General features: G+C 64.6%; 26 protein-coding genes. 4 read left to right on the forward strand and 22 right to left on the reverse strand.

Features of this window, described 5'->3' with window-relative positions; all coding sequences use genetic code 11:
- Positions 1 to 389, reverse strand: a 389-nt coding sequence (locus tag J4D52_RS15225; RefSeq protein ID WP_207272137.1) for a RidA family protein, incomplete at its 3' end; no start/stop codon positions are given.
- A 105-nt stretch (positions 390 to 494) separates the two neighbouring features.
- Positions 495 to 1,124, reverse strand: a complete 630-nt coding sequence (locus tag J4D52_RS15230; protein WP_025805232.1) for a DUF5666 domain-containing protein — start codon at positions 1,122 to 1,124, stop codon at positions 495 to 497.
- Positions 1,125 to 1,389: 265 nt separating this feature from the next.
- Here J4D52_RS15230 and J4D52_RS15235 point away from each other — a divergent pair, with 265 nt between their 5' ends.
- The gene (locus tag J4D52_RS15235) at positions 1,390 to 2,598 is read left to right on the forward strand and encodes an MFS transporter (RefSeq protein ID WP_025805231.1); all 1,209 of its coding nucleotides are present in this window, start codon (positions 1,390 to 1,392) and stop codon (positions 2,596 to 2,598) included.
- An 88-nt stretch (positions 2,599 to 2,686) separates the two neighbouring features.
- Complete coding sequence (locus J4D52_RS15240; RefSeq protein WP_063429034.1) at positions 2,687 to 3,589, forward strand: LysR family transcriptional regulator; 903 nt, start codon at positions 2,687 to 2,689, stop codon at positions 3,587 to 3,589.
- Between the two features lie 19 nt (positions 3,590 to 3,608).
- Here J4D52_RS15240 and J4D52_RS15245 read toward each other — a convergent pair whose 3' ends face one another.
- The 11 genes from J4D52_RS15245 to ccmA form a co-directional block, all read right to left on the reverse strand.
- A complete protein-coding gene (locus J4D52_RS15245) occupies positions 3,609 to 4,751 on the reverse strand; it encodes a hypothetical protein (protein ID WP_063429032.1) in 1,143 nt (380 codons plus the stop codon).
- A gap of 113 nt (positions 4,752 to 4,864) precedes the next feature.
- Positions 4,865 to 5,269, reverse strand: coding sequence for a hypothetical protein (locus J4D52_RS15250; protein ID WP_025805228.1), 405 nt, complete (start codon positions 5,267 to 5,269; stop codon positions 4,865 to 4,867).
- An 11-nt stretch (positions 5,270 to 5,280) separates the two neighbouring features.
- On the reverse strand, positions 5,281 to 6,483 hold the full coding sequence (gene ccmI / locus J4D52_RS15255) for a c-type cytochrome biogenesis protein CcmI (RefSeq protein ID WP_016702236.1): 1,203 nt from the start codon (positions 6,481 to 6,483) through the stop codon (positions 5,281 to 5,283).
- Positions 6,480 to 6,950: a cytochrome c-type biogenesis protein gene (locus J4D52_RS15260; RefSeq protein ID WP_009047731.1), complete on the reverse strand. Its 471-nt coding sequence runs from the start codon at positions 6,948 to 6,950 to the stop codon at positions 6,480 to 6,482. The genes ccmI and J4D52_RS15260 overlap by 4 nt, the downstream gene beginning before the upstream one ends.
- The gene (locus J4D52_RS15265) at positions 6,947 to 7,483 is read right to left on the reverse strand and encodes a DsbE family thiol:disulfide interchange protein (protein ID WP_038581077.1); all 537 of its coding nucleotides are present in this window, start codon (positions 7,481 to 7,483) and stop codon (positions 6,947 to 6,949) included. Before J4D52_RS15265 ends, J4D52_RS15260 begins: the two co-directional genes overlap by 4 nt.
- Positions 7,480 to 9,468, reverse strand: coding sequence for a heme lyase CcmF/NrfE family subunit (locus J4D52_RS15270; RefSeq protein WP_063429031.1), 1,989 nt, complete (start codon positions 9,466 to 9,468; stop codon positions 7,480 to 7,482). Before J4D52_RS15270 ends, J4D52_RS15265 begins: the two co-directional genes overlap by 4 nt.
- A 3-nt stretch (positions 9,469 to 9,471) precedes the next feature.
- Positions 9,472 to 9,927: a cytochrome c maturation protein CcmE gene (ccmE, locus tag J4D52_RS15275; RefSeq protein ID WP_025805226.1), complete on the reverse strand. Its 456-nt coding sequence runs from the start codon at positions 9,925 to 9,927 to the stop codon at positions 9,472 to 9,474.
- Positions 9,924 to 10,100, reverse strand: a complete 177-nt coding sequence (gene ccmD, locus J4D52_RS15280) for a heme exporter protein CcmD (protein ID WP_025805225.1) — start codon at positions 10,098 to 10,100, stop codon at positions 9,924 to 9,926. Before ccmD ends, ccmE begins: the two co-directional genes overlap by 4 nt.
- Complete coding sequence (locus J4D52_RS15285) at positions 10,097 to 10,852, reverse strand: heme ABC transporter permease (protein WP_025805224.1); 756 nt, start codon at positions 10,850 to 10,852, stop codon at positions 10,097 to 10,099. Before J4D52_RS15285 ends, ccmD begins: the two co-directional genes overlap by 4 nt.
- A gap of 76 nt (positions 10,853 to 10,928) precedes the next feature.
- Positions 10,929 to 11,597 (reverse strand): heme exporter protein CcmB, encoded by a 669-nt coding sequence (gene ccmB / locus J4D52_RS15290; protein WP_009047725.1) that lies wholly within the window; start codon positions 11,595 to 11,597, stop codon positions 10,929 to 10,931.
- On the reverse strand, positions 11,594 to 12,229 hold the full coding sequence (ccmA, locus tag J4D52_RS15295; RefSeq protein WP_009047724.1) for a cytochrome c biogenesis heme-transporting ATPase CcmA: 636 nt from the start codon (positions 12,227 to 12,229) through the stop codon (positions 11,594 to 11,596). Before ccmA ends, ccmB begins: the two co-directional genes overlap by 4 nt.
- Before the next feature lie 198 nt (positions 12,230 to 12,427).
- Between ccmA and J4D52_RS15300 the strand changes: the two genes are divergently transcribed.
- Both J4D52_RS15300 and J4D52_RS15305 read left to right on the forward strand, forming a co-directional pair.
- On the forward strand, positions 12,428 to 13,999 hold the full coding sequence (locus J4D52_RS15300; RefSeq protein ID WP_063429029.1) for a flagellar hook-length control protein FliK: 1,572 nt from the start codon (positions 12,428 to 12,430) through the stop codon (positions 13,997 to 13,999).
- Positions 13,996 to 14,325 carry an EscU/YscU/HrcU family type III secretion system export apparatus switch protein gene (locus J4D52_RS15305; protein WP_025805221.1) on the forward strand — a complete coding sequence of 110 codons (330 nt, stop codon included), beginning with the start codon at positions 13,996 to 13,998 and terminating at the stop codon, positions 14,323 to 14,325. Before J4D52_RS15300 ends, J4D52_RS15305 begins: the two co-directional genes overlap by 4 nt.
- 39 nt (positions 14,326 to 14,364) lie before the next feature.
- Here J4D52_RS15305 and J4D52_RS15310 read toward each other — a convergent pair whose 3' ends face one another.
- From J4D52_RS15310 to J4D52_RS15350, 9 genes are all read right to left on the reverse strand, one after another.
- Entirely contained in the window at positions 14,365 to 14,757 is a 393-nt protein-coding gene (locus tag J4D52_RS15310) for a DUF2802 domain-containing protein (protein ID WP_025805220.1), read from the reverse strand.
- Entirely contained in the window at positions 14,758 to 15,240 is a 483-nt protein-coding gene (locus J4D52_RS15315; protein WP_007922496.1) for a chemotaxis protein CheW, read from the reverse strand.
- Between the two features lie 78 nt (positions 15,241 to 15,318).
- Complete coding sequence (locus tag J4D52_RS15320; RefSeq protein ID WP_063429025.1) at positions 15,319 to 16,221, reverse strand: CheW domain-containing protein; 903 nt, start codon at positions 16,219 to 16,221, stop codon at positions 15,319 to 15,321.
- 84 nt (positions 16,222 to 16,305) lie between these two features.
- Entirely contained in the window at positions 16,306 to 17,094 is a 789-nt protein-coding gene (locus J4D52_RS15325; protein ID WP_007922498.1) for a ParA family protein, read from the reverse strand.
- Positions 17,095 to 17,144: 50 nt separating this feature from the next.
- Positions 17,145 to 18,029: a flagellar motor protein MotD gene (gene motD / locus J4D52_RS15330; RefSeq protein WP_025805218.1), complete on the reverse strand. Its 885-nt coding sequence runs from the start codon at positions 18,027 to 18,029 to the stop codon at positions 17,145 to 17,147.
- Positions 18,030 to 18,044: 15 nt separating this feature from the next.
- Positions 18,045 to 18,785 carry a flagellar motor protein gene (locus J4D52_RS15335; RefSeq protein WP_025805217.1) on the reverse strand — a complete coding sequence of 247 codons (741 nt, stop codon included), beginning with the start codon at positions 18,783 to 18,785 and terminating at the stop codon, positions 18,045 to 18,047.
- Positions 18,785 to 19,912 carry a chemotaxis response regulator protein-glutamate methylesterase gene (locus J4D52_RS15340; RefSeq protein WP_063429023.1) on the reverse strand — a complete coding sequence of 376 codons (1,128 nt, stop codon included), beginning with the start codon at positions 19,910 to 19,912 and terminating at the stop codon, positions 18,785 to 18,787. The genes J4D52_RS15335 and J4D52_RS15340 overlap by 1 nt, the downstream gene beginning before the upstream one ends.
- 49 nt (positions 19,913 to 19,961) lie before the next feature.
- The gene (locus J4D52_RS15345; protein ID WP_063429021.1) at positions 19,962 to 22,241 is read right to left on the reverse strand and encodes a chemotaxis protein CheA; all 2,280 of its coding nucleotides are present in this window, start codon (positions 22,239 to 22,241) and stop codon (positions 19,962 to 19,964) included.
- Positions 22,242 to 22,253: 12 nt separating this feature from the next.
- The gene (locus J4D52_RS15350) at positions 22,254 to 23,042 is read right to left on the reverse strand and encodes a protein phosphatase CheZ (RefSeq protein WP_009042749.1); all 789 of its coding nucleotides are present in this window, start codon (positions 23,040 to 23,042) and stop codon (positions 22,254 to 22,256) included.
- Between the last annotated feature and the right edge of the window lie 4 nt (positions 23,043 to 23,046).

A 23,046-nucleotide genomic window follows, 5' to 3' on the forward strand; every position in this document is an offset into this window, starting at 1 on the left:
ATGGTCTCGGCCTCGACCTCGATCAGCCACTCGGGCAGGGACAGGCCGCTGACGATGATCCATGAAGACGCTGGCGGCTGCAGGGGGAAGCGCTGCAACAGCACCTGGCTGATCTGTTCCTGCTGGTCGCGGGCCGCTTCGGCGATGTAGATCCGCAGCATGACCACGTGGCTCAGGTCGCCGCCCGCCGCCGCCAGCACCCGGGCGATATTGTCGAAGCTCTGTTCGGTCTGCTCCCGCAGCCCCGGGCCGACGCAGACCTCGCGCTCATCGACACCCACCTGGCCGGACAGCAGCAGGCGCCGCCCACCGCGCACCTCCACGGCCTGGCTGAAACCGTACTGCATGGAATTGAAGACACTGGGCGGATTGAAGACTGATTTGTGCATGGGAACTCCGCTGCGATAGACGACCGCAAACCCTAAACCAAGCCCCTGCCCAAGGCCATCCGAAACCAGGCCGTTGAAACACCTGGCAACGTAACAGCCTGCCAGCTACATCGGCGGCGTCACCCCATCCTTGCCGGCGGAGATCGACTGCGCGGTGAGGGTGCCGTCCGCGCTCTGGGACACGAACATCACCACCTTGACCCCGGCCTTGAGCAGGCTACGGTCGCCCGGCACCAGGTTGACGATGGGCACGTCGTCCGGCACCAGGATCTTCTGCTGGCCGCCCTTGTAGTTGACGGTCAGGGTCCGGCCGTTGCTCACCACCAGGTCGCCGACGCTGCCATTGGTCATGCTGCTGCCCTTGACCAGGTCGAAGGGCCGATGACCGTCGCCGGTGCCGGCCATCTGCGGTGGAAACACATGGACCTCCAGCGCCTTGAGGCTGCCATCGGCCTGCGGCACGGCGGCCGAACCTATGTAGCTGCCGGGCTTGATGTCCTCGATATTGGCCAGGGTCACGGCGCGGACCTGGGTCTGCGGCGTAAGGTTGATGGTGACGTTCTCGCCGCTGTTGACGTGCACTCGCACCGCGTCGCCGGCGATGCTGGTGATTTCCCCGCGCACGCCGATGCGCATGCCCGGCGCGTCCTGGGCCTGGGCCGGGCCGGCCAGCAGCAGTGCGCCGAGGGTGATCGCTTGAGCACCGCCGAGCAGGCGGCGAAGACACAGATTCATGGGACGGGCTTCCTGTGATGAAAGGTGGCACAGACGTCGAAACGAAAGCACTCCAGCGTCCGCGGAACAATAAGCGAGCTATCGAACTGAATGTAAGTAAATGTATCATCGCAGCGCGATGCCGGTCGTCATCTGCCGCTCTGCGCCGGTCTCGCCAGGCATTTATTCCTGCACGGCATGAATGCTATCGCTCGTCAGCTTCTACCGCGTCACGGGCCAGCCCCTTAGCCTCGCCCGCATCCCTTTCGCTGCCACGAGAATCGCCATGACTTCCACCCCCCAGGGGCTGCCTGCCGCCACCACGACCATGACCCGCGGCATGGTGCTGCTGTTCGCCTTCTGCTGCGGCGCCATAGTCGCCAACATCTACTACGCCCAGCCGATCATCGAGCTGATCGCCCCGGACATCGGCCTGAGCAGCACCATGGCCAGCCTGATCGTGTCCCTGACCCAGATCGGCTACGCCCTGGGCCTGTTCTTCCTGGTGCCCCTGGGCGACCTGCTGGAAAACCGCCGGCTGATGATCCTCACCAGCCTGGTGGCCATCGCCAGCCTGCTGGGCGCCGCGCTCACCGAGCAGCCCAACGCCTTTCTGCTGGTCTCGCTGCTGATCGGCTTCAGCTCGGTGTCGGTACAGATCCTGATTCCCCTGGCCGCGCACCTGACGCCGGAGGAGTCCCGTGGCCGGGTGGTCGGCGGCATCATGGGCGGCCTGCTGCTGGGCATCCTGCTGGCGCGTCCGGTGTCCAGCGTAGTGGCCGACCTCTTCGGCTGGCGCGCCATGTTTATCGCCGCCGCCGTGCTGATGGCCGCCATCAGCCTGGTCCTGCTGCTGACCGTGCCCAAGCGCCAGCCCGCCCACAGTGCCACCTACGGCCAGTTGCTGCGCTCGCTGGGCAGCCTGCTGCGCCAGCAACCGGTGCTGCGTCAGCGGGCGTTTTACCAGGCCTGCCTGTTCGCCACTTTCAGCCTGTTCTGGACCGCGGTGCCGCTGGAACTGGCGCGCAACCACGGCCTGTCGCAAAGCCAGATCGCCCTGTTCGCCCTGGTCGGGGCCATCGGCGCCATCGCCGCGCCCATCAGCGGGCGCCTGGCGGACGCCGGCCACACCCGCGTCGCGTCGTTGCTGGCCATGCTGTTCGCCGCCCTGAGCTTTCTGCCGGCCTTTATCCACCCGGCCTACAGCGTCATCGGCCTGGCGGTGACCGGCGTGGTCCTGGATTTCTGCGTGCAGATGAACATGGTCCTCGGCCAACGCGCGGTCTACGCCCTCGATGCCCATAGCCGCGGCCGCCTCAACGCGCTGTACATGACCAGCATCTTCATCGGCGGCGCCGTCGGCTCGTCGATCGCCAGCGCGGTGTACGAACACGCCGGCTGGCTGGGTATAGTCGGCGTCGGCAGTGCCTTGCCGCTGCTGGCCCTGCTGCGTTTCCTGGGTACTTCGCAGAAGGCGCTGCCCGTCACTGCCTGAGTGCATCCTGGTCCCCTCGGGTCGCAAAACCGGGGGGACAAGGCAGCGTTCCAGACCATGCTCGATCGTTCACACACAAGGAGTCTCGATGGACCGACTGGCAGCCATGCAAACCTTCGTTCATGTGGTGGAAAGCGGCTCGTTCTCGGCCGCCGCCCGGCTTCTGGATATCGGCCAGCCGGCCGTATCGAAAACCATCGCCCAGCTGGAGGCGCGGCTGGCGGTACGGCTGTTGCTGCGCTCGACCCGCGGCCTGACGCCCACCGAAGCCGGCATGGCGTTTTTCGAGCGCGCCAGGCGGGCCCTCGAAGAGGCCGACGAAGCCGATCTCGCGGCGCGCGGGGCTGGTTCGGGGCTCAGCGGTACCCTGCGGATCTGCGCCGCGGTGACCTTCGCCCGCCTGCATATCGTGCCGCACCTGGGGACCTTTCTCGATCGCCATCCCGACCTCGACATCGACGTGGTGCTGGATGACCGCAATATCAATCTGGTGGAGGCCGGCATCGACGTCGCCCTGCGCATGGGGCCCTTGGGCGACTCCGGGCTGACCGCGCGGCGGATCGGCGAATGCCGGCGCGTGGTGCTGGCCACCCCGGACTACTTCGCCCGACATGGCGAACCCGCCTGCCCCGCCGACCTGGGCAAGCACCAGGCGATCATCTACAGCCTCGGCGGCGGTGCCCACTGGCGCTTCGAACGGGGTGACGAACAGCAGTCAGTGACGGTCCGCGGGCGGATTCGCGTCAGTGCCGCGGAGGGGCTGCGCGAATCGGTGCTGGCCCACCAGGGGCTGACCATGGCCTCGCAATGGATGTTCGCTCCCGAGCTGGCCAGCGGCGCGGTACGCGAGGCGATGCCGGACTGGACGCTGCCCCGGCAGGAGCTATGGGCGGTGTTTCCCACCGGGCGGCTGACCAGCGCCAAGGCCCGGGCCTTCGTCGAGTTTGTCCAGCAGCAACTGGCCAGCCCCGGACCAGACGCCCAAGGCTGAGCCGGGGTCCGCAGCGGATTCAGATGCGCTCGCGCACCAGCACTTCGACCTTGGCCGTCTCGCCCCACTGGCGCACCCGCTCGATCAGCGCCAGGTCGGTCTCGCCTACCAGGTAGAGGGTTTCGATCGACTGCCCGGCCGCCCACTCGACGAAGCCGCACTGCTCGAAGGTGCCGACAGACGCCAGCTGGAACTCGTTTTCATAGAACCCCGGCGCCACCGCGACCCGGGTGTCCTGGGCGCTGACCTCGGGCAGGAACGGACAGGCCAGGTGCACCACATCCCACTTCGCCACGCGCCAGTTGCGCAGTGCTTCGTCGAAGCGGCTGCGGGCACCGCGGACGAACCCCAGGCCGTCGATCACCATGCGCCGGTTGATGATCATCCACACCTTGCGTTTGCGCGGGGCCTTGAGCAGCACTTCGCCGGTAACCTTCGAAGCCCGCAGCGCCAGGGCGAACACCAGCAATACCGGAACGAAGTAGCGATAAACCGTCTCGGCGTTGGTGGCGCGGGTCAGCTTGTACAACCTGCGGGCCTCAGTGTCGGCCTGCTCAAGGTCGGCAAAACTTGCGTTGAGCCGGTCCTGCCACGCCACCACCGGTTTGGCCGAATAGCCGGAGCGAATCTCCTCCAGGGCCAGGCTCACCTTGGCCACCGAGAGATCCGTCAGCCCACCCTCCGCGGTTCTACCGAGCGCGGCAAAACGCTGACAGAGCTCATTCACCTGCACCGCGTCGGGAGCGCTGTAGAGCGTCGAGGCGGCGCGACAATGCTCCGGCCCCACTAGGTCATCGATCTCGGCCTTGATGCGCTGGCGGATCGAAGCCTCATGCCACTTGGCCAATCGATAGTCGCTCTGGAACCATTCGGTCCTGACGCTCTGGGTCTCGCTGATCAGCGCCAGCGAAGCCAGCAGCAGCCAGCCGTAGTCCACCCGCTTCCAGCCGATCTCGCCCAGGGGAAAGACCGAGATGAAGCTCCAGCAGAAGAAGTAGTAGAGGAAGATGAACAGCACCAGCAGGTACACCGGTGCCAGGGAGAAGTAGATCAGCTGTGGTACTTCGACATCGGCAAAGCCATGCAGGGCGAGCAGGACAGCGACAACACAGAGCCAGACGGCCATGGGCGCAAAATAGGGTTTGTTCAGGCTTTTCTTCATCGGGCGCTCGGATGGCGATACTCAGGAACACCCCGGGGTATCGGCCATCCAACCGGCTGCTTGAACCGGACCTGCCCGCGGTCCGCTCAGTGGTCGCAGCTTAGGGGAGCCGCTTACTGGAACTGGCGCCCCAGCCCCGACGGCACACCGTGGATATCGGTCGCTTCCCATGGCCCGTCGGGACTGATGGAGCGGCTCCAGCCGTTGTTCCAGCGGTAATAGGTGCGCTGGCGGTAGAAGGTGTTGGTCTGGTTATCCAGCACATAGACGCCCAGGCGCGGATCCCAGTGGCTGTTGCCACCCGGCGGCGGCGCAAAGCTCGCGGAAGTGCGCGGCAACGGCTTGGCCGGCTTGATCGGCGTGGAAGGTTTGCTCGGGGTGCTTGGCGGCACCGGCTTGGTGCTGGGCTGCGCAGGCGGAATCGGTGGCAGAGTCTCGGGTGGCGCTGGCTCCTGGACCGCACAGGCGCTCAACCCCAGGACCAGTGTTAACAGGGTGATGCGGGCAATGGCGGTCATGGCGGCGTCTCTTATTTATCCGGGCTGTCGATGGTCAGTTGTTGCGGCGCGGTGGTGCTGCTGGCCAAAGGCTTGCTGCGACCGACCCACTCGCCGGCCGTCGGTTGGCCGGCGCGGGAAATACGCGCAACCAGTTGGACTTCCGGGAAGTTCGACAGTTTCAACTGCGGCATCATCGCGTCGGCATCCCCCAGCTCCACCGTCACCGGCAGATCGGCCACGGTCAGGCGCTTGGCCGCCAGCGGCGCCGGCGGCCCGGAGGTGGCACGGGCGAAGATGAACACGCTGTCGCCCGGCTGCACCTTGGCTTTCAGATCGGCGGCCAGGTCGACCCGCACCTTGAGCAGCGCGGCAGCCTTGGGCGCGGGCGCCTGGGCCACTTTGCCACCGCTGGCCAGCAGCTTCTCGGTCGCCCGGTCGATACCGCCCTGCAGCGCGGCGCGCGAGTTGTCGTCCGCCGGCAGTTGCGCCAGCAGGCGGTTCCAGTAATCGATGGCCTCTTGATAACGCTCGCCTTCGAAGGCGGCGATCCCCAGCAGGCCGAGGCTGGTGACTTCCTTCGGATCGGCCTTTAGCGCTTCGTCGGTCAGGGCCTGGACCTTGTCCGACCATTGCTTGCCGTCGGCGAAGTACTGCGCCTGCGCCCACTGGCCGAGCAGTTCCGGCTGGCGGCCGGCCAGGGCCACGGTGCGCTCGAAGATCTTCGCCGCGTCCGCCGGGCGGTCCTGGGCCATGTAGGTACGGCCGAGGAAGTACAGGCCCTCGGCGGAATCCGGCTGGGCGGCGACCGCGCGCTCGAGGCGGCGGGTCATCTCTTCCATGGATTGCGGGGCCTGGGCGAATTCACGGGTCAGCTCGACCTTGTCGCTGGCGCCGAAATGCAGGTACAGGCCCAGGCCCAATAGCGGCACCAGCAGCGCCGCCAGCAACGGCAGCGGCTTGCCCAGGCCGGACACCCGGGCCGGCTCCGCGCCCTCGGTGTCGGCCAGCAATTCGCGCGCGGCTTCGGCGCGGCCGCTGTCCATCTGCTCGGCGCTGAGCACGCCTTCGGCCTGCTGGCCTTGCAGCTCGGCCACGCGTTCTTGATAAAGCGCCACGTTCAGCGCGGTACGATCCTCTTCACGCTGGGCGCGACGGCCGCGTAGAACCGGGATCAGCAGAAAACTCAGGGCTACCAGGAGCAGCAGGCCTGCGGCGAGCCAGAAATCAATCATTCGCGGTCTTTATCCAACAGTTGGTCGAGGCGCTGACGCTCCTCGGCGGAAAGTGTGCTCGGGCTGTCGCTGCGCTCTACGCGCCGACGCCGGACGATCACGGCGATGATCACCACACCGCCCAGCAGCAGGCCGGCGGGGCCGAACCAGAGCAAGGCGGTCTTGCCGGTCAGGGCCGGCTTGTAGCGCACGAAGTCGCCATAGCGGTCGACCATGAAGTCGATGATCTGCTGGTTGTCCTTGCCTTCGCCGAGCATGCGGAAGATCTCCTTGCGCAAGTCCGCGGCGATCGGCGCATTGGAGTCGGCGATGTCCTGGTTCTGGCACTTGGGGCAACGCAGCTCTTTGGTCAGTTCGCGAAAGCGCTCGCGCTCGGCGTCGTTGGCGAACTCATAGGTATCGATCGCCGCGTGGGCCACGCCGGCGATGCTCAGGCCCAGGACGGCCGCGGCCAGCCAGCGCTTCATGGCTTGGCCTCATCGGCCAGGGCCTGGTACTTGGCGGCCAGCTTCTCGCGCCACACCGCTTCGTCGATCACCCCGACGTATTTGTCGCGGATGATGCCCTTGGCGTCGATGAAGAAGGTTTCCGGCGCGCCGTACACTCCGAGGTTCAGGCCCAGGGTGCCCTCCTCGTCGCGGATATCCAGTTGGTAAGGGTTGTGGAACTCGGCCAGCCACTTCAGGGCGTCGGCGTTGACGTCCTTGTAGTTGACGCCATAGATGTTCACGCCCTGCTGCGCCAGCTTGTTCAGCACCGGGTGCTCGACCCGGCAGGAAATGCACCAGGTGCCCCAGACGTTGACCAGCGCCGGTTTGCCCAGCAGGTCGGCGCGGGTCAGGGTCTTGTCGCCCTGCACCGACGGCAGGGAGAACTCCGGGAACGGCTTGTCGATCATCGCCGACGGCAGCTCGGCCGGGTCCAGGTACAGCCCGCGGTACAGGAACACCGCCACCAGCAGGAACAGCGCCAGCGGCAACAACATTATCCAGCGTCTCATGCAGTGGCTCCTGTCATGCCTAGGGCTTCGCGCACCCGGGTCTTCACCTTGACCCGATAACGTCGGTCGAGGGCCGCCAGCAGGCCACCGAAACCGGTGAGCAGGCCGCCGAACCAGATCCAGCGCACGAAGGGTTTCACGTGCACCCGCACGGCCCAGGCGCCATTGCCCAGCGGCTCGCCGAGGGCGACGTAGAGGTCACGGGTGAAACCAGCGTCGATCCCGGCCTCGGTCATCACCGAGTTCTGTACCGTGTAGAGGCGTTTTTCCGGGTGCAGCACGGCAACTTCCTTGCCGTCGCGGACCACCCGCACCGTGCCCTTGTCGGAGGTGAAGTTGGGGCCTTCGAAATGCTTGGCGCCCTCGAAGACGAAGTGATAACCGGCCAGGTCCATGGACTCGCCCGGCTCCAGGCGCAGGTCGCGCTCGGCGCTGTTCTGGCTCGACAGCACCACGCCCAGGGCGCAGACCGCGATGCCCAGGTGCGCCAGCTGCATGCCCCAGTAGCTGCGGGTCAGGCCCGGCAGGCCCTTGATCAGGCCTTTGTGGCGGGTCTTGTCGAAGATGTCGCGGACTCCGGCGAGCAATACCCAGGCCGCCAGCATGAAGGTCGCCAGCACCGCCCAGTTGAAGTCGCCGTAGGCGATACCGGCCACCACCGCCAGCGCGGCGCTGCCCAGCAACACCGGGGTCAGCATGCTCACCAGCCATTTGACCGGGGTGTCTTTCCAGCGCACTACCACGCCGACCGCCATCACCACCATCAGCAGCGCCATCAGCGGGATGAACAGCGCGTTGAAGTACGGCGGGCCGACCGACAGCTTGGCCCCGGTCAGGGCGTCCAGCACCAGCGGGTACAGGGTGCCCAGCAGGATCATCGAGGCGGCCACCACCAGCACCAGGTTGTTGCCCAGCAGCAGGGTTTCCCGCGACCACAGGTTGAAGCCGACCTGGCTCTTGACCACCGGCGCGCGCAGGGCGAACAGGGTCAGCGAACCGCCAACCACGAACAGCAGGAAAATCAGGATGAACACACCGCGCTCGGGGTCCGAGGCGAAGGCGTGGACCGAGGTCAGCACCCCGGAACGCACCAGGAAGGTCCCCAGCAGGCTCAGGGAGAACGCGGCGATGGCCAGCAACACGGTCCAGCTCTTGAACACACCGCGCTTCTCGGTGACCGCCAGCGAGTGGATCAATGCGGTGCCCACCAGCCAGGGCATGAACGAGGCGTTTTCCACCGGATCCCAGAACCACCAGCCACCCCAGCCGAGTTCGTAGTAGGCCCACCAGGAGCCGAGGGTGATGCCGATGCCCAGGAATGCCCAGGCGACTATGGTCCAGGGCCGCGACCAGCGCGCCCAGGCCGCGTCCAGGCGACCGCCGAGCAAGGCAGCGATGGCGAAGGCGAAGGCCACGGAGAAACCGACATAGCCCATGTAGAGCATCGGCGGGTGCACGATCAGGCCGATGTCCTGCAGCAGCGGGTTGAGGTCGCGGCCATCGCCGGGCACCTGCGGCAGAATCCGCGCGAAGGGGTTGGAGGTGACGATCAGGAACAGCAGGAAGCCGGTGCTGATCATGCCCATCACCGCCAGCACGCGCGCCAGCATCACTTGCGGCAACTGCCGGGAGAACACCGACACGGCGAAGGTCCAGCCACCGAGAATCAGCGCCCAGAGCAGCAACGAGCCCTCGTGGGCGCCCCACACCGCGCTGAACTTGTAGTACCAGGGCAAGGCGCTGTTGGAGTTGCTGGCGACATAGGCCACCGAGAAATCATCGACCATGAAGGCGTAGGTCAGGCAGCCGAAGGCGAAGGTCAGAAAGGCGAACTGGCCCCAGGCCGCAGGCTGCGCCAGGCCCATCCACAGGCGGTCGCCGCGCCAGGCGCCGAGCAGCGGCACCACGGCCTGGACTAGGGCGAAACACAGGGCCAGGATCATCGCCAGATGACCCAGCTCGGGAATGAAGATTGCGGATGTCATCGATCAGCCCTCCTTGGCCGGAGCCGGCGCCATTTGCCCACTGTCTTTGAGGGCCTTGGTCACTTCCGGCGGCATGTACTTCTCGTCGTGCTTGGCCAGCACTTCGTCGGCCACCACCACGCCATCGGCATTGAGCTTGCCCAGGGCGACGATGCCCTGCCCTTCGCGGAACAGGTCCGGGAGGATGCCGCGGTAAGTGATGGTCACGGACTTGTTGAAGTCGGTGACCACGAAGCGCACGTCCAGCGAATCTGCGGAACGTTGCAGCGACCCCATCGCCACCATGCCGCCGGCGCGGATCCGCGTGTCATGGGGGGCTTCGCCGTTGGCGATCTGGGTCGGGGTGTAGAACAGGTTGATGTTCTGTTGCAGGGCGCTCAGCGCCAGGCCGACGGCAACGCCCACGCCTCCCAGCACGCCTAGGATGATCAACAGACGCTTTTTACGCAGCGGATTCACTGATTGTTCTCCCGGCGCAGACGACGCGCCTCTTGTTCCAGGTAACGCTTGCGGGCCAGCAACGGCACCGCCACGTTGAGGACCAGCACCACCAGGCAGATGCCGTAGGCTGACCAGACATACAGGCCGTGATGGCCCATGGCGAGAAAGTCGGCGAAGGAAGAAAAACTCATGATGCCGCCTCCAGGCTGTTCTGCACTTCGGCCCTGACCCAGCTGGCGCGGGCTTCGCGCTTGAGCACTTCAAGGCGCATGCGCAGCAACAGCACGGCGCCGAAGAAACAATAGAAGCCCAATACCGTCAGCAACAGCGGCAGCCACATTTCGACGGGCATCGCCGGCTTTTCGGTGAGGGTGAAGGTCGCGCCCTGGTGCAAGGTGTTCCACCACTCCACCGAGTATTTGATGATCGGGATGTTGATCACCCCGACGATGGCCAGCACCGCGCAGGCCTTGGCCGCGCTGTCGCGATTGCTGATGGCGTTGCCCAGGGCGATCAGGCCGAAATACAGGAACAGCAAGATCAGCATGGAAGTCAGGCGTGCGTCCCAGACCCACCACGAGCCCCAGGTCGGCTTGCCCCAGATGGCCCCGGTGACCAGCGCCACGGCGGTCATCCAGGCACCGATGGGCGCCGCGCATTGCAGGGCGACGTCGGCCAGTTTCATCTTCCACACCAGGCCCACCACCCCGCACACCGCCAGCATCACGTAGATGGACTGGGCCAGCATGGCGGCGGGAACGTGGATGTAGATGATGCGGAAGCTGTCGCCTTGCTGATAGTCCGGCGGCGCGAAGGCCAGGCCCCAAATGACGCCGACGGTGATCAGCAGCAAGGCTGCGATGCTCAACCAGGGCAACAACCTGCTGCTGATGCCGTAAAACCACTTGGGTGAGCCGAGCTTATGAAACCAGGTCCAGTTCATACTGTTTCCATCACGGGTGCCGCGCGTTGTCACGCTAGGCCAGGGTCTTTACTGATCAAAATTTGATCAGACCTCATTATTCGCCGACGCTGATCTTCAGGCCAGCCGCTATTGCAAAAGGTGTCAGAGTTACTGCCAGGGCGGTCAGGCTCCCAAGCCACAGCAGATAACCGGTCGCCGGCATGCCCTGCAAGGCCGCCTGCAAGGCGCCGCTGCCGAGAATCAATACCGGGATGTACAGAGGCAGGATCAGCAGCGCCAGCAACAGGCCGCCACGCTTGAGTCCTACCGTCAACGCCGCGCCCACCGCTCCCAGCAGGCTGAGCACCGGAGTACCCAGCAGCAGGGACAGCAACAGCACCGGCAGACAGGCTGTGGGCAGACCGAGCATCAGTGCCAACAGGGGCGCAAGCAATACCAGTGCCAGGCCGGAAAAGGCCCAGTGTGCCAGTACCTTGGCCAGAACCAGAAGAGGCAGGGGGTGCGACGAAAGGACCCACTGTTCCAAGGATCCGTCCTCGAAATCACTGCGAAAAAGCCCGTCCAGCGAGAGCAAAACCGATAATAAGGCCGCTACCCAGACTAGCCCTGGAGACAAGGTTTGCAACAATTGTGTCTCAGGTCCCACCGCCAATGGGAACAGTGAGACGACAATGGCGAAAAATACCAGCGGGTTGGCCAGTTCGGCGGGACGGCGGAACAGCAGCCGGGATTCGCGGGCAACCAGCAGTCCGAAAACACTCATACGGCCCAATGCCCCAGATCGATGTCGCGATAGCCGGCCGGCATGCGGCTCAGTGTGTGGTGGGTGGTGAGGATCACCATGCCGCCGCGTTCACAATGGCCGGCGAGGTGCTCTTCCAGTTGTGCCACGCCCTGCTTGTCCAGGGCGGTGAAGGGTTCGTCGAGGATCCACAGCGGCGGGCTGTCCAGGTACAGGCGGGCCAATGCCACCCGGCGCTGCTGGCCGGCGGACAGGGTGTGACAGGGCACATCTTCGAAACCGCGCAGGCCGACTGCCGCCAGGGCCTGCCAGATCGCCTCGCGCCCGGCGGGCTGATGCAGGGCGCAGAGCCAGCTGAGGTTTTCCTCGGGGGTCAGCAGGTCCTTGATCCCCGCTGCATGGCCGATCCACAACAGGTTGCGCGCCAGCTCCGCACGCTGGGCGTTGAGCGGCTGGCCGTTGAGCAGCACCTGGCCGCTGGTCGGCTGCATCAGCCCTGCCAGCAGGCGCAACAGGCTGGTCTTGCCACTGCCGTTGGGGCCGCTGATCTGCAACATGTCGCCGCTGGCCAGACGCAGTTCGAGCTTTTCGAAGAGCAGCCGCAGGTCGCGCTCACAGGCTAGCGCTACGGCTTCTAGAAGAGGACTGGTCAAATGATCGCGGGCCTTTAGGGTTCAAGTCGGCGGTGGAGCAGCCGTTAAAGAGATGCAGAATAAACGCATCGGCGGCCTGTTCCAGAGAGCTGCGTCAAACTTTTGCGATGTTTTCGCCACGCCCCCCGAAGACGGGCGGCATTATACATGCGATGCCCTACTCTCAAGAGGGCTTATTTCTCCACAGGTTGTGTCCAAATGACAGGCGAAATCACCCTTCCTCCGCTGCCACAGCTGACGCCGGGAACCCTGCGCGCGCTGCCGACCGGCGGTGAGCTGCTCAAGTTGCTGCAGCCGCTGGAAGGCCTGATCGCCGCCGGCCAATCGGCCAAGGCCGAAGTGCTGTCGCTCAAGCAGGCGGACCAGACGTTCCAACTGCTGCTCAAGCTGACCCTCGACAGCGGCCGGCAGACCACCGTCCAGGCCACCAGCAACCAGCCGCTGCCCCTGGGCACCAGCCTGGCGGTGACCCAGCCCTCGGCCGGCAACCTGGCCATTACCGTGCAGCAGGCGATTGCCGCCAGCGTCGCCACCCTGACCCGTATCGACACCACGCAACTTCCAGTGGGCACCCTGCTGCAAGGCAAGGTGCTGACCACCCAGCTGCAACCTCAGGCAGCCGGACAACCGGCGGTCTACCGCTCGCTGGTGAGCCTGCTCAACACCGCCCTGAGCGGCAGCACCCTGAGCATCGACAGCCCGCAACCCTTGCGCATCGGCAGCCTGCTGAGCGCCCTGGTGCAAGGCTCGCAGAGCTTGAGCCTGGTGCCGCTGAGCGGGCGTCAGGAGCAACTGGCGATCGCCCAGCAACTGGCCACCCAGCAAAGCCGCCAGGCCTCGCTGACCGGCCTGATCAATGCGCTGCAGAATCTGCCGCCTTCCGACAGTACGTCCAGCGAACTGCGCGTCGCGGTGGACAAGCTGCTCGCCGGCCTGCCCGACCTCCAGCAACTGAGCAACCCCAAGGCGCTGGCCCAGGCCCTGGGCAACAGCGGCGCCTTCCTCGAATCGCGGCTGCTGGCCGGCGACAATCCGGCCCTGGCCGGCGACCTGAAAGGCAACCTGCTGCGCCTGATCGCCCAGATGACGCCGGGCCTGCCAAGCAGCACCAGCTTCAACGCGATCATTGCCGCCAACACCCTGGCCCAGGTGCTGCCGAGCTTTGTCCGCAGTGCCCTGGGCACCCTCGGCCAGGTCAGCGCCAAACCCCAGCCCGGGGGCTTCCCCCTGCCCTCGCGGCTGCTGCAAAGCCTCGAGGAGGAAGGTGACCTGGAACATCTGCTGCGCCTGGCCGCGGCTGCTGTTTCGCGCTTGCAGAGCCATCAGCTGGCGAGCCTGGAACAGAGCGGCCTGACCGATGACGGACGGCTGCTGACCACCTGGCAACTGGAAATCCCGATGCGCACGATGCAGGACGTCGTGCCCTTGCAGGTCAAGCTCCAGCGCGAGGACCCGGCGGAAAAACCGCCCGAGGAAAAACGTCAGGAACGCGAACCGAAACAGCAGCTGTGGCGCGTCGAACTGGCGTTCGACCTCGAACCCCTGGGCCCGCTGCAGGTGCAGGCGCAATTGCTCAAGGGCCGCCTGTCCAGCCAGCTCTGGGCGGAACGGCCATTTACCGCGAGCCTGATAGAAAGCCATCTGGGCAGCCTGCGTGAACGGCTGCTCGCATCCGGCCTGGATGTCGGCGACCTGGACTGCCATCTCGGCACGCCGCCGCAAGGTCCGAAAACCCGACTGGAACAACGCTGGGTCGATGAAACCGCATGAATAATCCCAACCCGCCACGCCAGGCCATCGCCCTCAAGTACGACGGCCAGCACGCCCCCACGCTGACCGCCAAGGGCGACGACGAACTGGCCGAAGCCATCCTGAAAATCGCCCGCGACTATGAAGTGCCGATCTATGAGAACGCCGAGCTGGTGAAACTGCTGGCGCGCATGGAGCTGGGCGACAGCATTCCCGAGGAGTTGTATCGGACCATCGCCGAAATCATCGCCTTCGCCTGGAACCTCAAGGGCAAGTTCCCGGCCGGGCATGAGCCGCAGGAAGCGGCGCTGGAGAAGGATGTGACGGAAAGCGGGGAGGATTACTGATCTGTAGCCGCTGCCACAGGCTGCGGCTACAGAGGGATTTCAGCTTTTGTGCAGCTTGCTCATCAACTCCGCCTCGGCCTGGGTCAAGCCACAGGACTGAGTGAGTTCGTCGACGCTGGCGCCCATGCCCACCAGGCGCGCGGCCTGGGCGAAGGACAGGCTCGACGGGTCGCGCTGTTCCAGCTGGGCCAGCTTGTCCGGCAACGGGCCGACCACCGCGCGCAGCTCATGCAGGTCCTCGCCCATGCGCACCGTACCGTTCTGGTAATCGTCGACGCGCTTGGCTAGGTCCTTGATGCGCTGATCGCGCAGCGCATCGCCCTGGGCCTGCTGGACGGCGATCTGCCGCTGAGCGCGGATATAGGCCAGGAACATCGCCAGTGTGCCTGCCCAAAAGAGGAACAGGACAATTACCGCAACCTCGAGAATCAATCAGATACTCTCCAGTTCCGACCACTCTTCTTCGCTCATCATCTTGTCCAGCTCAACCAGAATCAGCAGCTCGCCGTTCTTGTTGCACACGCCCTGGATGAACTTGGCCGACTCTTCGTTACCGACGTTCGGTGCGGTCTCGACTTCCGACTGACGCAGGTAAACCACTTCCGCCACGCTGTCGACCATGATCCCGACCACTTGCTTGTCGGCTTCGATGATCACGATACGGGTGTTGTCGTTGACCTCGGTCGGCACCAGGCCGAAGCGCTGGCGGGTGTCGATCACGGTCACCACGTTGCCGCGCAGGTTGATGATGCCCAGCACGTAGCTCGGGGCACCCGGTACCGGTGCGATCTCGGTGTAGCGCAGGACTTCCTGCACGCGCATCACGTTGATGCCGTAGGACTCGTTATCCAGCTTGAAGGTTACCCATTGCAGGATCGGATCTTCGGAACTCTGTGCAGACGACGACTTATTCATACCCCTGACCCCTCAAAAAACCGTTGGAAACGGTGTGTGTTCTGTGTGGCCGCACCGTCGGCGCAGCCTGTTGTTGGTCTATATCGGCTTCGGCGCCGGTTTACTGATAGCCATGTGTTTCGCCCCGCCGCTGGCGATCAGCTCGGCCAGCTCGGAAACGTCCAGCAGCGCGCACATATGCTCGATGACCGTACCCGCCAGCCATGGCCGCTGGCCACGGTGGCTGCGCCATTTGATTTCGTTCGGGTCCAGGCGCAACGAGCGACTGACCTGATGCACCGCCAGCCCCCACTCGTAGCCCTGGACCGAGATCACGTATTGCAGGCCCTGGCGGAAGTCATCGCGGTAGCGGTCCGGCATCACCCAGCGCGCGGTATCCAGCACCTTCAGGTTGCCGGCCTGGCTCGGCAGGATCCCGAGGAACCATTCCGGCTGGCCGAACAGCGGTGTCAGTTCATGCCCCGCCAGGGAGTAGATCGACCCCAGGCAGACCAGCGGCACCGCCAGGGTCAACCCGGCGACATCGAACAACAGGCACTCGAAGGGTTCCGCCGCCCAGCTCGGCCGGTCGTCACCCGCCACCGGTGGCGGCGTGCTGCTGGGCGGCCGATGCACCTCGACCACCGGCTCGACCAGGCCTTGCAGCAAGGGCGCAACGGTCGACAAGGTAGCCGGCAGTGGCGCGGGCGCCTCCAGTACCGGGGCGATCACAGGCTCCTCGACCCGGGCCAGCGGCGCGACAACAGCCGCGGCTGACGGCTTGTGCGGGACCAGGGCATCGCGAGCCTGTTCTTCGAGCACCGCGGCCTGGAACTCATCCAGGACCTCGCTCGAAACCGCCACTTCTTCTACGGCTACCTGAACTTCCGGCAGTGCTTCAGGAACCGCGAACTCTTCTTCGGTGGCGTCCTGCAGCAACGCGTCCAGGTAAGACTGCAGCGCCAGCTGCGGTCGGGACGTAACGTCGACAGGACGGTTCATGAGGATGCCCACGGATAAAACCCAGCACAGTGACCTGTAGGCTTTATCGGCCAGACCGGCAGCAGACTTGAATGATCCGGCACGTCAGGCCACCTGCGGGACAAGTTGCTGGGCCAGCAGGTGCTTGAGCAAGGCGCGATAGGCCAGTACGCCACGGCTCTTGCCGTCGAATTGCGAAGGCGTCAGCCCGGCCCGGCTGGCATCGCGCAGGCGCGTGTCGACCGGGATATAGCCCTGCCAGATCTCATCCGGGAACTTGTCGCGCAACACCCGCAGGGTGCCCAGGGACGCCTGGGTCCGGCGGTCGAACAGGGTTGGCACGATGCTGAACGGCAGCGCCTGTTTGCGCGAGCGGTTGATCATCGCCAAGGTATTGACCATGCGCTCCAGGCCTTTGACCGCCAGGTGCTCGGTCTGCACCGGGATCACCAGTTGCTGGCTCGCCGCCAAGGCATTGACCATCAGCACGCCAAGCAACGGCGGGCTGTCGATCACCGCGTAATCGAAATCCTGCCACAGCTGCGCCAGGCTCTTGGCAATCACCAGGCCCAGGCCGCTCTGCCCCGGCGACTGGCGCTCCAGGGTGGCGAGCGCGGTGCTCGATGGCAGCAGGGAAATACGCTCGTCGCTGGTCGACAGCAGCAACTGCCCGGGCAAGCCCTCAGGGACGCTGCCCTTGTGCAGGAACAGGTCGTAGTTACTGTGTTCCAGGCTGTCGGGGTCATAGCCGAAATAGCTGGTCATGGAGCCGTGGGGGTCGAGATCGACCACGACCACGCGCTTGCCCGCCTCGGCCAGCAACCCGGCTAAAGCGATGGAACTGGTGGTCTTACCGACGCCACCCTTTTGATTGGCAACTGCCCAGACTCTCATTCAGATTGTTCCTCCCGGCAGGCACGGGCCGACCGAGAAATAGCACCCAGTTATAAAGCCGGTGACGGAGAATTGACGGCACTCTCGCGTCCCGGCGTCTTGACTGGCGTAGGTGCAGTTTGTGTGCCAGCCCGCTTCAATGCCGCATCCGGTGTTGCATGGGCGGTGCCGGTGCCTGTCAGGCTGCGGCGTACATCGAGATTGCGCGACACCACCAGCACCACCCGACGGTTGCGGGCACGGCCATCGGCCGTCGCGTTATTGGCTACCGGCTGGAACTCGCCGTAGCCGACCGACGCCAGGCGCTGCGGATTGACCCCCTGCATCGACAGCATCCGCACGATGCTCGCCGAACGGGCCGACGACAGCTCCCAGTTGGTCGGGTACTGCGCGGTCTGGATCGGCTGGTTGTCGGTAAAGCCCTCGACGTGAATCGGGTTGTCGAAGGGTTTGAGGATCGCCGCCACCTTGTCGATGATGTTGAACGCCAGGTCGCTGGGCATGGCATCGCCGCTGCCGAACAACAGGCTGGAGTTGAGTTCGATCTCGACCCACAGCTCGTTGCCGCGCACCGTCATCTGGTTGGAACTGATCAGGTCGCCAAAGGCTGCGCTGATATCGTCGGCGATGCTTTTCAGCGGGTCGCTGGCGCCGGCGATGCCGGCATCGGTCTGCTCGCTGTCCTTGACCAGCGGCTTGGCCGGGGTCACGGTCTGGGGCCGCTCCTCACCGATGGGAATCGGCTTGAGGGCACGATCCGAGTCGGTGAACACGCCAATCAGCGCTTCGGAAATGACCTTGTATTTGCCCTCGTTGATCGAGGAAATCGAGTACATGACCACGAAAAAGGCGAACAGCAAGGTGATGAAGTCCGCGTAGGACACCAGCCAACGCTCATGGTTGACATGCTCTTCATGCCGGCGACGACGGGACATAGTCCATTACCCCCATCAATCCATGAAGCCTTGCAGCTTCAACTCAATGGAACGAGGGTTTTCACCTTCGGCAATCGACAGGATTCCTTCAAGCAACATTTCGCGATAACGCGACTGCCGCAAGGCTATGGACTTGAGCTTGGCGGCGATCGGCAGCAACACCAGGTTGGCGCTGGCCACGCCGTAGATGGTCGCGACGAAGGCCACGGCGATACCGCTGCCCAACTGCGACGGGTCGGCCAGGTTGCCCATGACATGGATCAGGCCCATGACCGCACCGATGATGCCGATGGTCGGCGCGTAGCCGCCCATGCTTTCAAAGACCTTGGCCGCTTCGATGTCACGGCTTTCCTGGGTGTAGAAATCCACTTCCAGGATGCTGCGGATGGATTCCGGCTCGGCGCCGTCCACCAGCAGTTGCAGCCCCTTGCGCGAATAGGTGTCGGGCTCGGCATCCGCCACGCCTTCCAGGCCCAGCAGGCCTTCCTTGCGGGCGGTCAGGCTCCAGTTGACGACGCGATCGATGCCACCGGCCAGGTCGACCCGCGGCGGAAACAGGATCCAGCCGAGGATCTGCATGGCACGCTTGAAAGCGCTCAGCGGCGACTGCAGCAACGCCGCGCCGATGGTCCCGCCCAGCACGATCAGCGCCGCCGGACCATTGGCCAGGGCCGACAGATGACCGCCTTCCAGGTAGTTGCCACCGATGATGGCGACGAACGCCATGATGATCCCGATGAGGCTTAGAACATCCATTACAGACAAGCCTCGACCAGATGCTTGCCGATGTCGTCCAGGCCGTACACCGCATCCGCCAGCTCCGCCTTGACGATCGCCATCGGCATCCCGTAGATCACGCAGCTCGCCTCATCCTGGGCCCAGACCGCACTGCCGCCCTGCTTGAGCAGGCGCGCGCCTTCGCGACCGTCGGCGCCCATGCCGGTGAGGACCACCGCCAGAACTTTGTCGCCGTAGGACTTGGCCGCCGAACCGAAGGTGATGTCCACGCACGGCTTGTAGTTCAGACGTTCGTCGCCCGGGAGGATTTTCACCGCGCCACGGCCGTCGACCATCATCTGCTTGCCGCCCGGTGCCAGCAACGCCAGGCCCGGACGCAGGATGTCGCCATCCTCGGCTTCCTTGACGCTGATCCGGCAGAGCTTGTCCAGGCGCTCGGCGAACGCCTTGGTGAAGGCCGCCGGCATGTGCTGGATCAGCACGATCGGCGCGGGGAAGTTGGCCGGCAACTGGGTCAGCACCCGCTGCAGCGCCACCGGACCACCGGTGGAGGTACCGATGGCCACCAGCTTGTAGGCCTTGCGCTTGGGCGCCGCCGACGAGCCAGTGGCCGCCACGCGGGCAGGAACCGGGGCCGGAGCCGGACGCGCCGGGGCCGTGCTGCTGAAACTGCTGGTGCTCGATGGCGCAGGTGTCGGGGCCGCCGCCGGTTGTGGCGCCGGCGCACTGTAGCTGCTGAAACGACGGTTACTGCGCGAGATGCTGTGGACCTTCTCGCACAGCAGTTGCTTGACCTTCTCGGGATTGCGCGAGATGTCTTCGAAATTCTTCGGCAGGAAATCCACCGCGCCGGCATCCAGCGCATCCAGGGTCACCCGGGCGCCTTCATGGGTCAGCGAGGAGAACATCAATACCGGCGTCGGGCAGCGCTGCATGATGTGCCGCACCGCCGTGATGCCATCCATCATCGGCATCTCGTAGTCCATGGTGATCACGTCCGGCTTGAGGGCCAGAGCCTGATCGATCGCCTCTTTACCGTTGGTCGCGGTACCGACGACCTGGATATTGATATCCGCTGAAAGAATTTCCGAGACGCGGCGGCGGAAGAACCCCGAATCGTCCACCACCAGGACCTTGACTGCCATAAACACTCCGTTAGGCGGGGCAAGGCAAATGGCCCCGCCCCTCCGGTATTCAAATACGCCGTGCGGCGTAACGCTTGAGCATGCTCGGAACATCGAGAATCAGGGCGATGCGGCCGTCACCGGTGATGGTGGCGCCAGACATGCCCGGAGTTCCCTGGAGCATCTTGCCCAATGGCTTGATGACGACTTCTTCCTGGCCGACCAGTTGATCGACGACGAAGCCGATCCGCTGGGTGCCGACCGAAAGGATCACCACGTGGCCTTCGCGCTGCTCTTCGTGAGCGGCGGAACTGACCAGCCAGCGCTTGAGGTAGAACAGTGGCAGCGCCTTGTCGCGAACGATCACCACTTCCTGGCCGTCGACCACGTTGGTGCGCGACAGGTCCAGGTGGAAGATTTCGTTGACGTTGACCAGCGGGAAGGCGAACGCCTGGTTGCCCAGCATCACCATCAGGGTCGGCATGATCGCCAGGGTCAATGGCACCTTGATGACGATCTTCGAACCCTGGCCCTTGGTCGAGTAGATGTTGATCGAACCGTTGAGCTGGGAAATCTTGGTCTTCACCACGTCCATGCCCACACCGCGGCCGGACACGTCGGAGATCTCGGTCTTGGTCGAGAAGCCCGGGGCGAAGATCAGGTTGTAGCACTCGGTATCGCTCAGGCGATCGGCGGCATCCTTGTCCATCACCCCACGCTTGACCGCAATGGCGCGCAGGACGTTCGGGTCCATGCCTTTGCCGTCATCGGAGATCGACAGCAGGATGTGGTCGCCTTCCTGCTCGGCCGCCAGCACCACCTTGCCGCCACGGGACTTGCCCGCTTCCTCGCGCTCTTCCGGCGACTCGATACCGTGGTCGACGGCGTTGCGCACCAAGTGCACCAGCGGGTCGGCCAGGGCCTCGACGAGGTTCTTGTCGAGGTCGGTCTCTTCGCCGACCAGCTCCAGGTTGATCTCTTTCTTGAGCTGGCGGGCGAGGTCGCGAACCAGGCGCGGGAAGCGCCCGAAGACCTTCTTGATCGGCTGCATCCGGGTCTTCATCACCGCGGTCTGCAAGTCGGCCGTGACCACATCGAGGTTCGACACGGCCTTGGACATGGCTTCGTCGCCGCTGTTGAGCCCCAGGCGCACCAGACGGTTACGCACCAGCACCAGCTCGCCGACCATGTTCATGATTTCGTCCAGCCGCGCGGTATCGACCCGCACGGTGGTTTCGGCTTCGCTGACCGGCTTTTCCGCCGGGGCGGCAGCCGGAGCACGAGCAGGTGCCGGAGCAGCAGCTGCAGCCGGTTTCGGCGCTTCGACCTTGGCTTCGGCTTTCTTCACCGCAGGCTTGGCGACGGCGGCAGGCGCCGAGGCCGTGACAGCCGTTGCGCTACCCACGGTCGCTGCGGCAGCGGGTACTTCAGAGAACTTGCCCTTGCCATGCAGCTCGTCGAGCAGGGATTCGAATTCCTGGTCGGTGATCAAGTCGCTACCGGCGGCGGCCGCGCTTGGCGCAGCCGGCGGTACCGCCGCGGCCACCGCGGAGTCCAGTGCCTCTACCGCAAAGTTGCCTTTGCCGTGCAGTTGGTCCAGCAGTGCTTCGAATTCGTCATCGGTGATTTCGTCGCTGGCCGCGGCTTTTTCCGCAGCGGGCGCCGTGGCCGAAGGTGCCACCGCATCCGGTGCGAACTGGCCCTTGCCATGCAATTGATCGAGCAGCGACTCGAACTCGGCGTCGGTAATTTCGTCGCTGGCCGCTTCGCCACCGGCCGCAGGCGCAGCAGGTGCAACAGCGGCCGGGGCTTCGGCCTCGGCCTTGGCGGCATTCAGCGAATCGAGCAACTGCTCGAACTCGCTGTCGGTGATATCGCCGGACTCGCTTTCGGTCGATTCGGCAACCGGCTCGGCAACGGCTTCAACCTCGGCCACCGGTGCGGCGACCTCCTCGGCCCCCGCAGGCTCGGCCAAGCGGGCCAGGGCCGCCAGCAATTCCGGAGTGGCAGCGGTGATCTCGGTACGCTCGCGCACCTGGCCGAACATGCCGTTCACCGCGTCCAGCGCTTCGAGCACGACGTCCATCAGTTCCGCGTCGACGCGGCGCTCACCCTTGCGCAGGATGTCGAACACGTTTTCGGCGATGTGGCAGCACTCCACCAGCTCGTTGAGCTGGAGGAAGCCGGCGCCCCCTTTTACAGTGTGAAAACCGCGAAAAATTGCGTTGAGCAGATCCGCATCGTCCGGTCGGCTTTCCAGCTCGACCAGTTGTTCGGACAGTTGCTCTAGAATCTCGCCGGCCTCAACCAGAAAATCCTGAAGGATTTCTTCATCGGCGCCGAAGCTCATGTATGGGTGCTCCTAGAATCCAAGGCTGGAAAGCAAATCGTCGACATCGTCCTGACCGGATACAACGTCTTCACGTTTATCGGCATGAATCTGCGGACCTTCACCCTTGGCCAGATGTTTTTGCGGATCTTTTTCAGCGAGGATCGATTCACGGTCATGTTCGATGCCGGCAAAACGATCGACCTGGCTGGCCATCAGGACCAGTTTGAGCAGGTTGCTCTCGACTTCGGTGACCAACTGGGTCACGCGCTTGATCACCTGACCGGTCAGGTCCTGGTAGTCCTGCGCCAGCAGAATGTCGTTGAGGTTGCTCGATACCGCGCGCGTCTCTTGCTCGCTGCGGGTCAGGAAACCGTCCACCCGGCGGGCCAGGTCGCGGAATTCTTCGGCGCCCAGTTCGCGACGCATGAAACGTCCCCAGTCGGCGCTCAGGGCCTGGGCTTCGCTGCTCAGGCCATTGACTAACGGGGTGGCGCTCTCGACCAGGTCCATGGTGCGGTTGGCCGCAGCCTCGGTCAGCCTGACCACATAGGACAGGCGCTCGGTGGCATCCGTGATCTGTGAAACTTCCTCGGCTTGCGGCATATGCGGGTCAATCTGGAAATTGACGATGGCGCTATGCAGCTCGCGGGTGAGCTTGCCGACTTCCTGGTACAGGCCGCGGTCACGGGTCTGGTTGAGCTCATGGATCAGTTGCACGGCTTCGCCGAACTTGCCTTTTTCAAGGCTGTCGACCAGTTCGAGTGCGTGTTTTTTCAGGGTCGATTCGAAATCGCCCAATGAAGATTCGTTGTGCTCCATAGCT

Source organism: Pseudomonas sp. GW460-12-10-14-TSB1 (assembly GCF_017349775.1).
Classification (GTDB): domain Bacteria; phylum Pseudomonadota; class Gammaproteobacteria; order Pseudomonadales; family Pseudomonadaceae; genus Aquipseudomonas; species Aquipseudomonas piscium.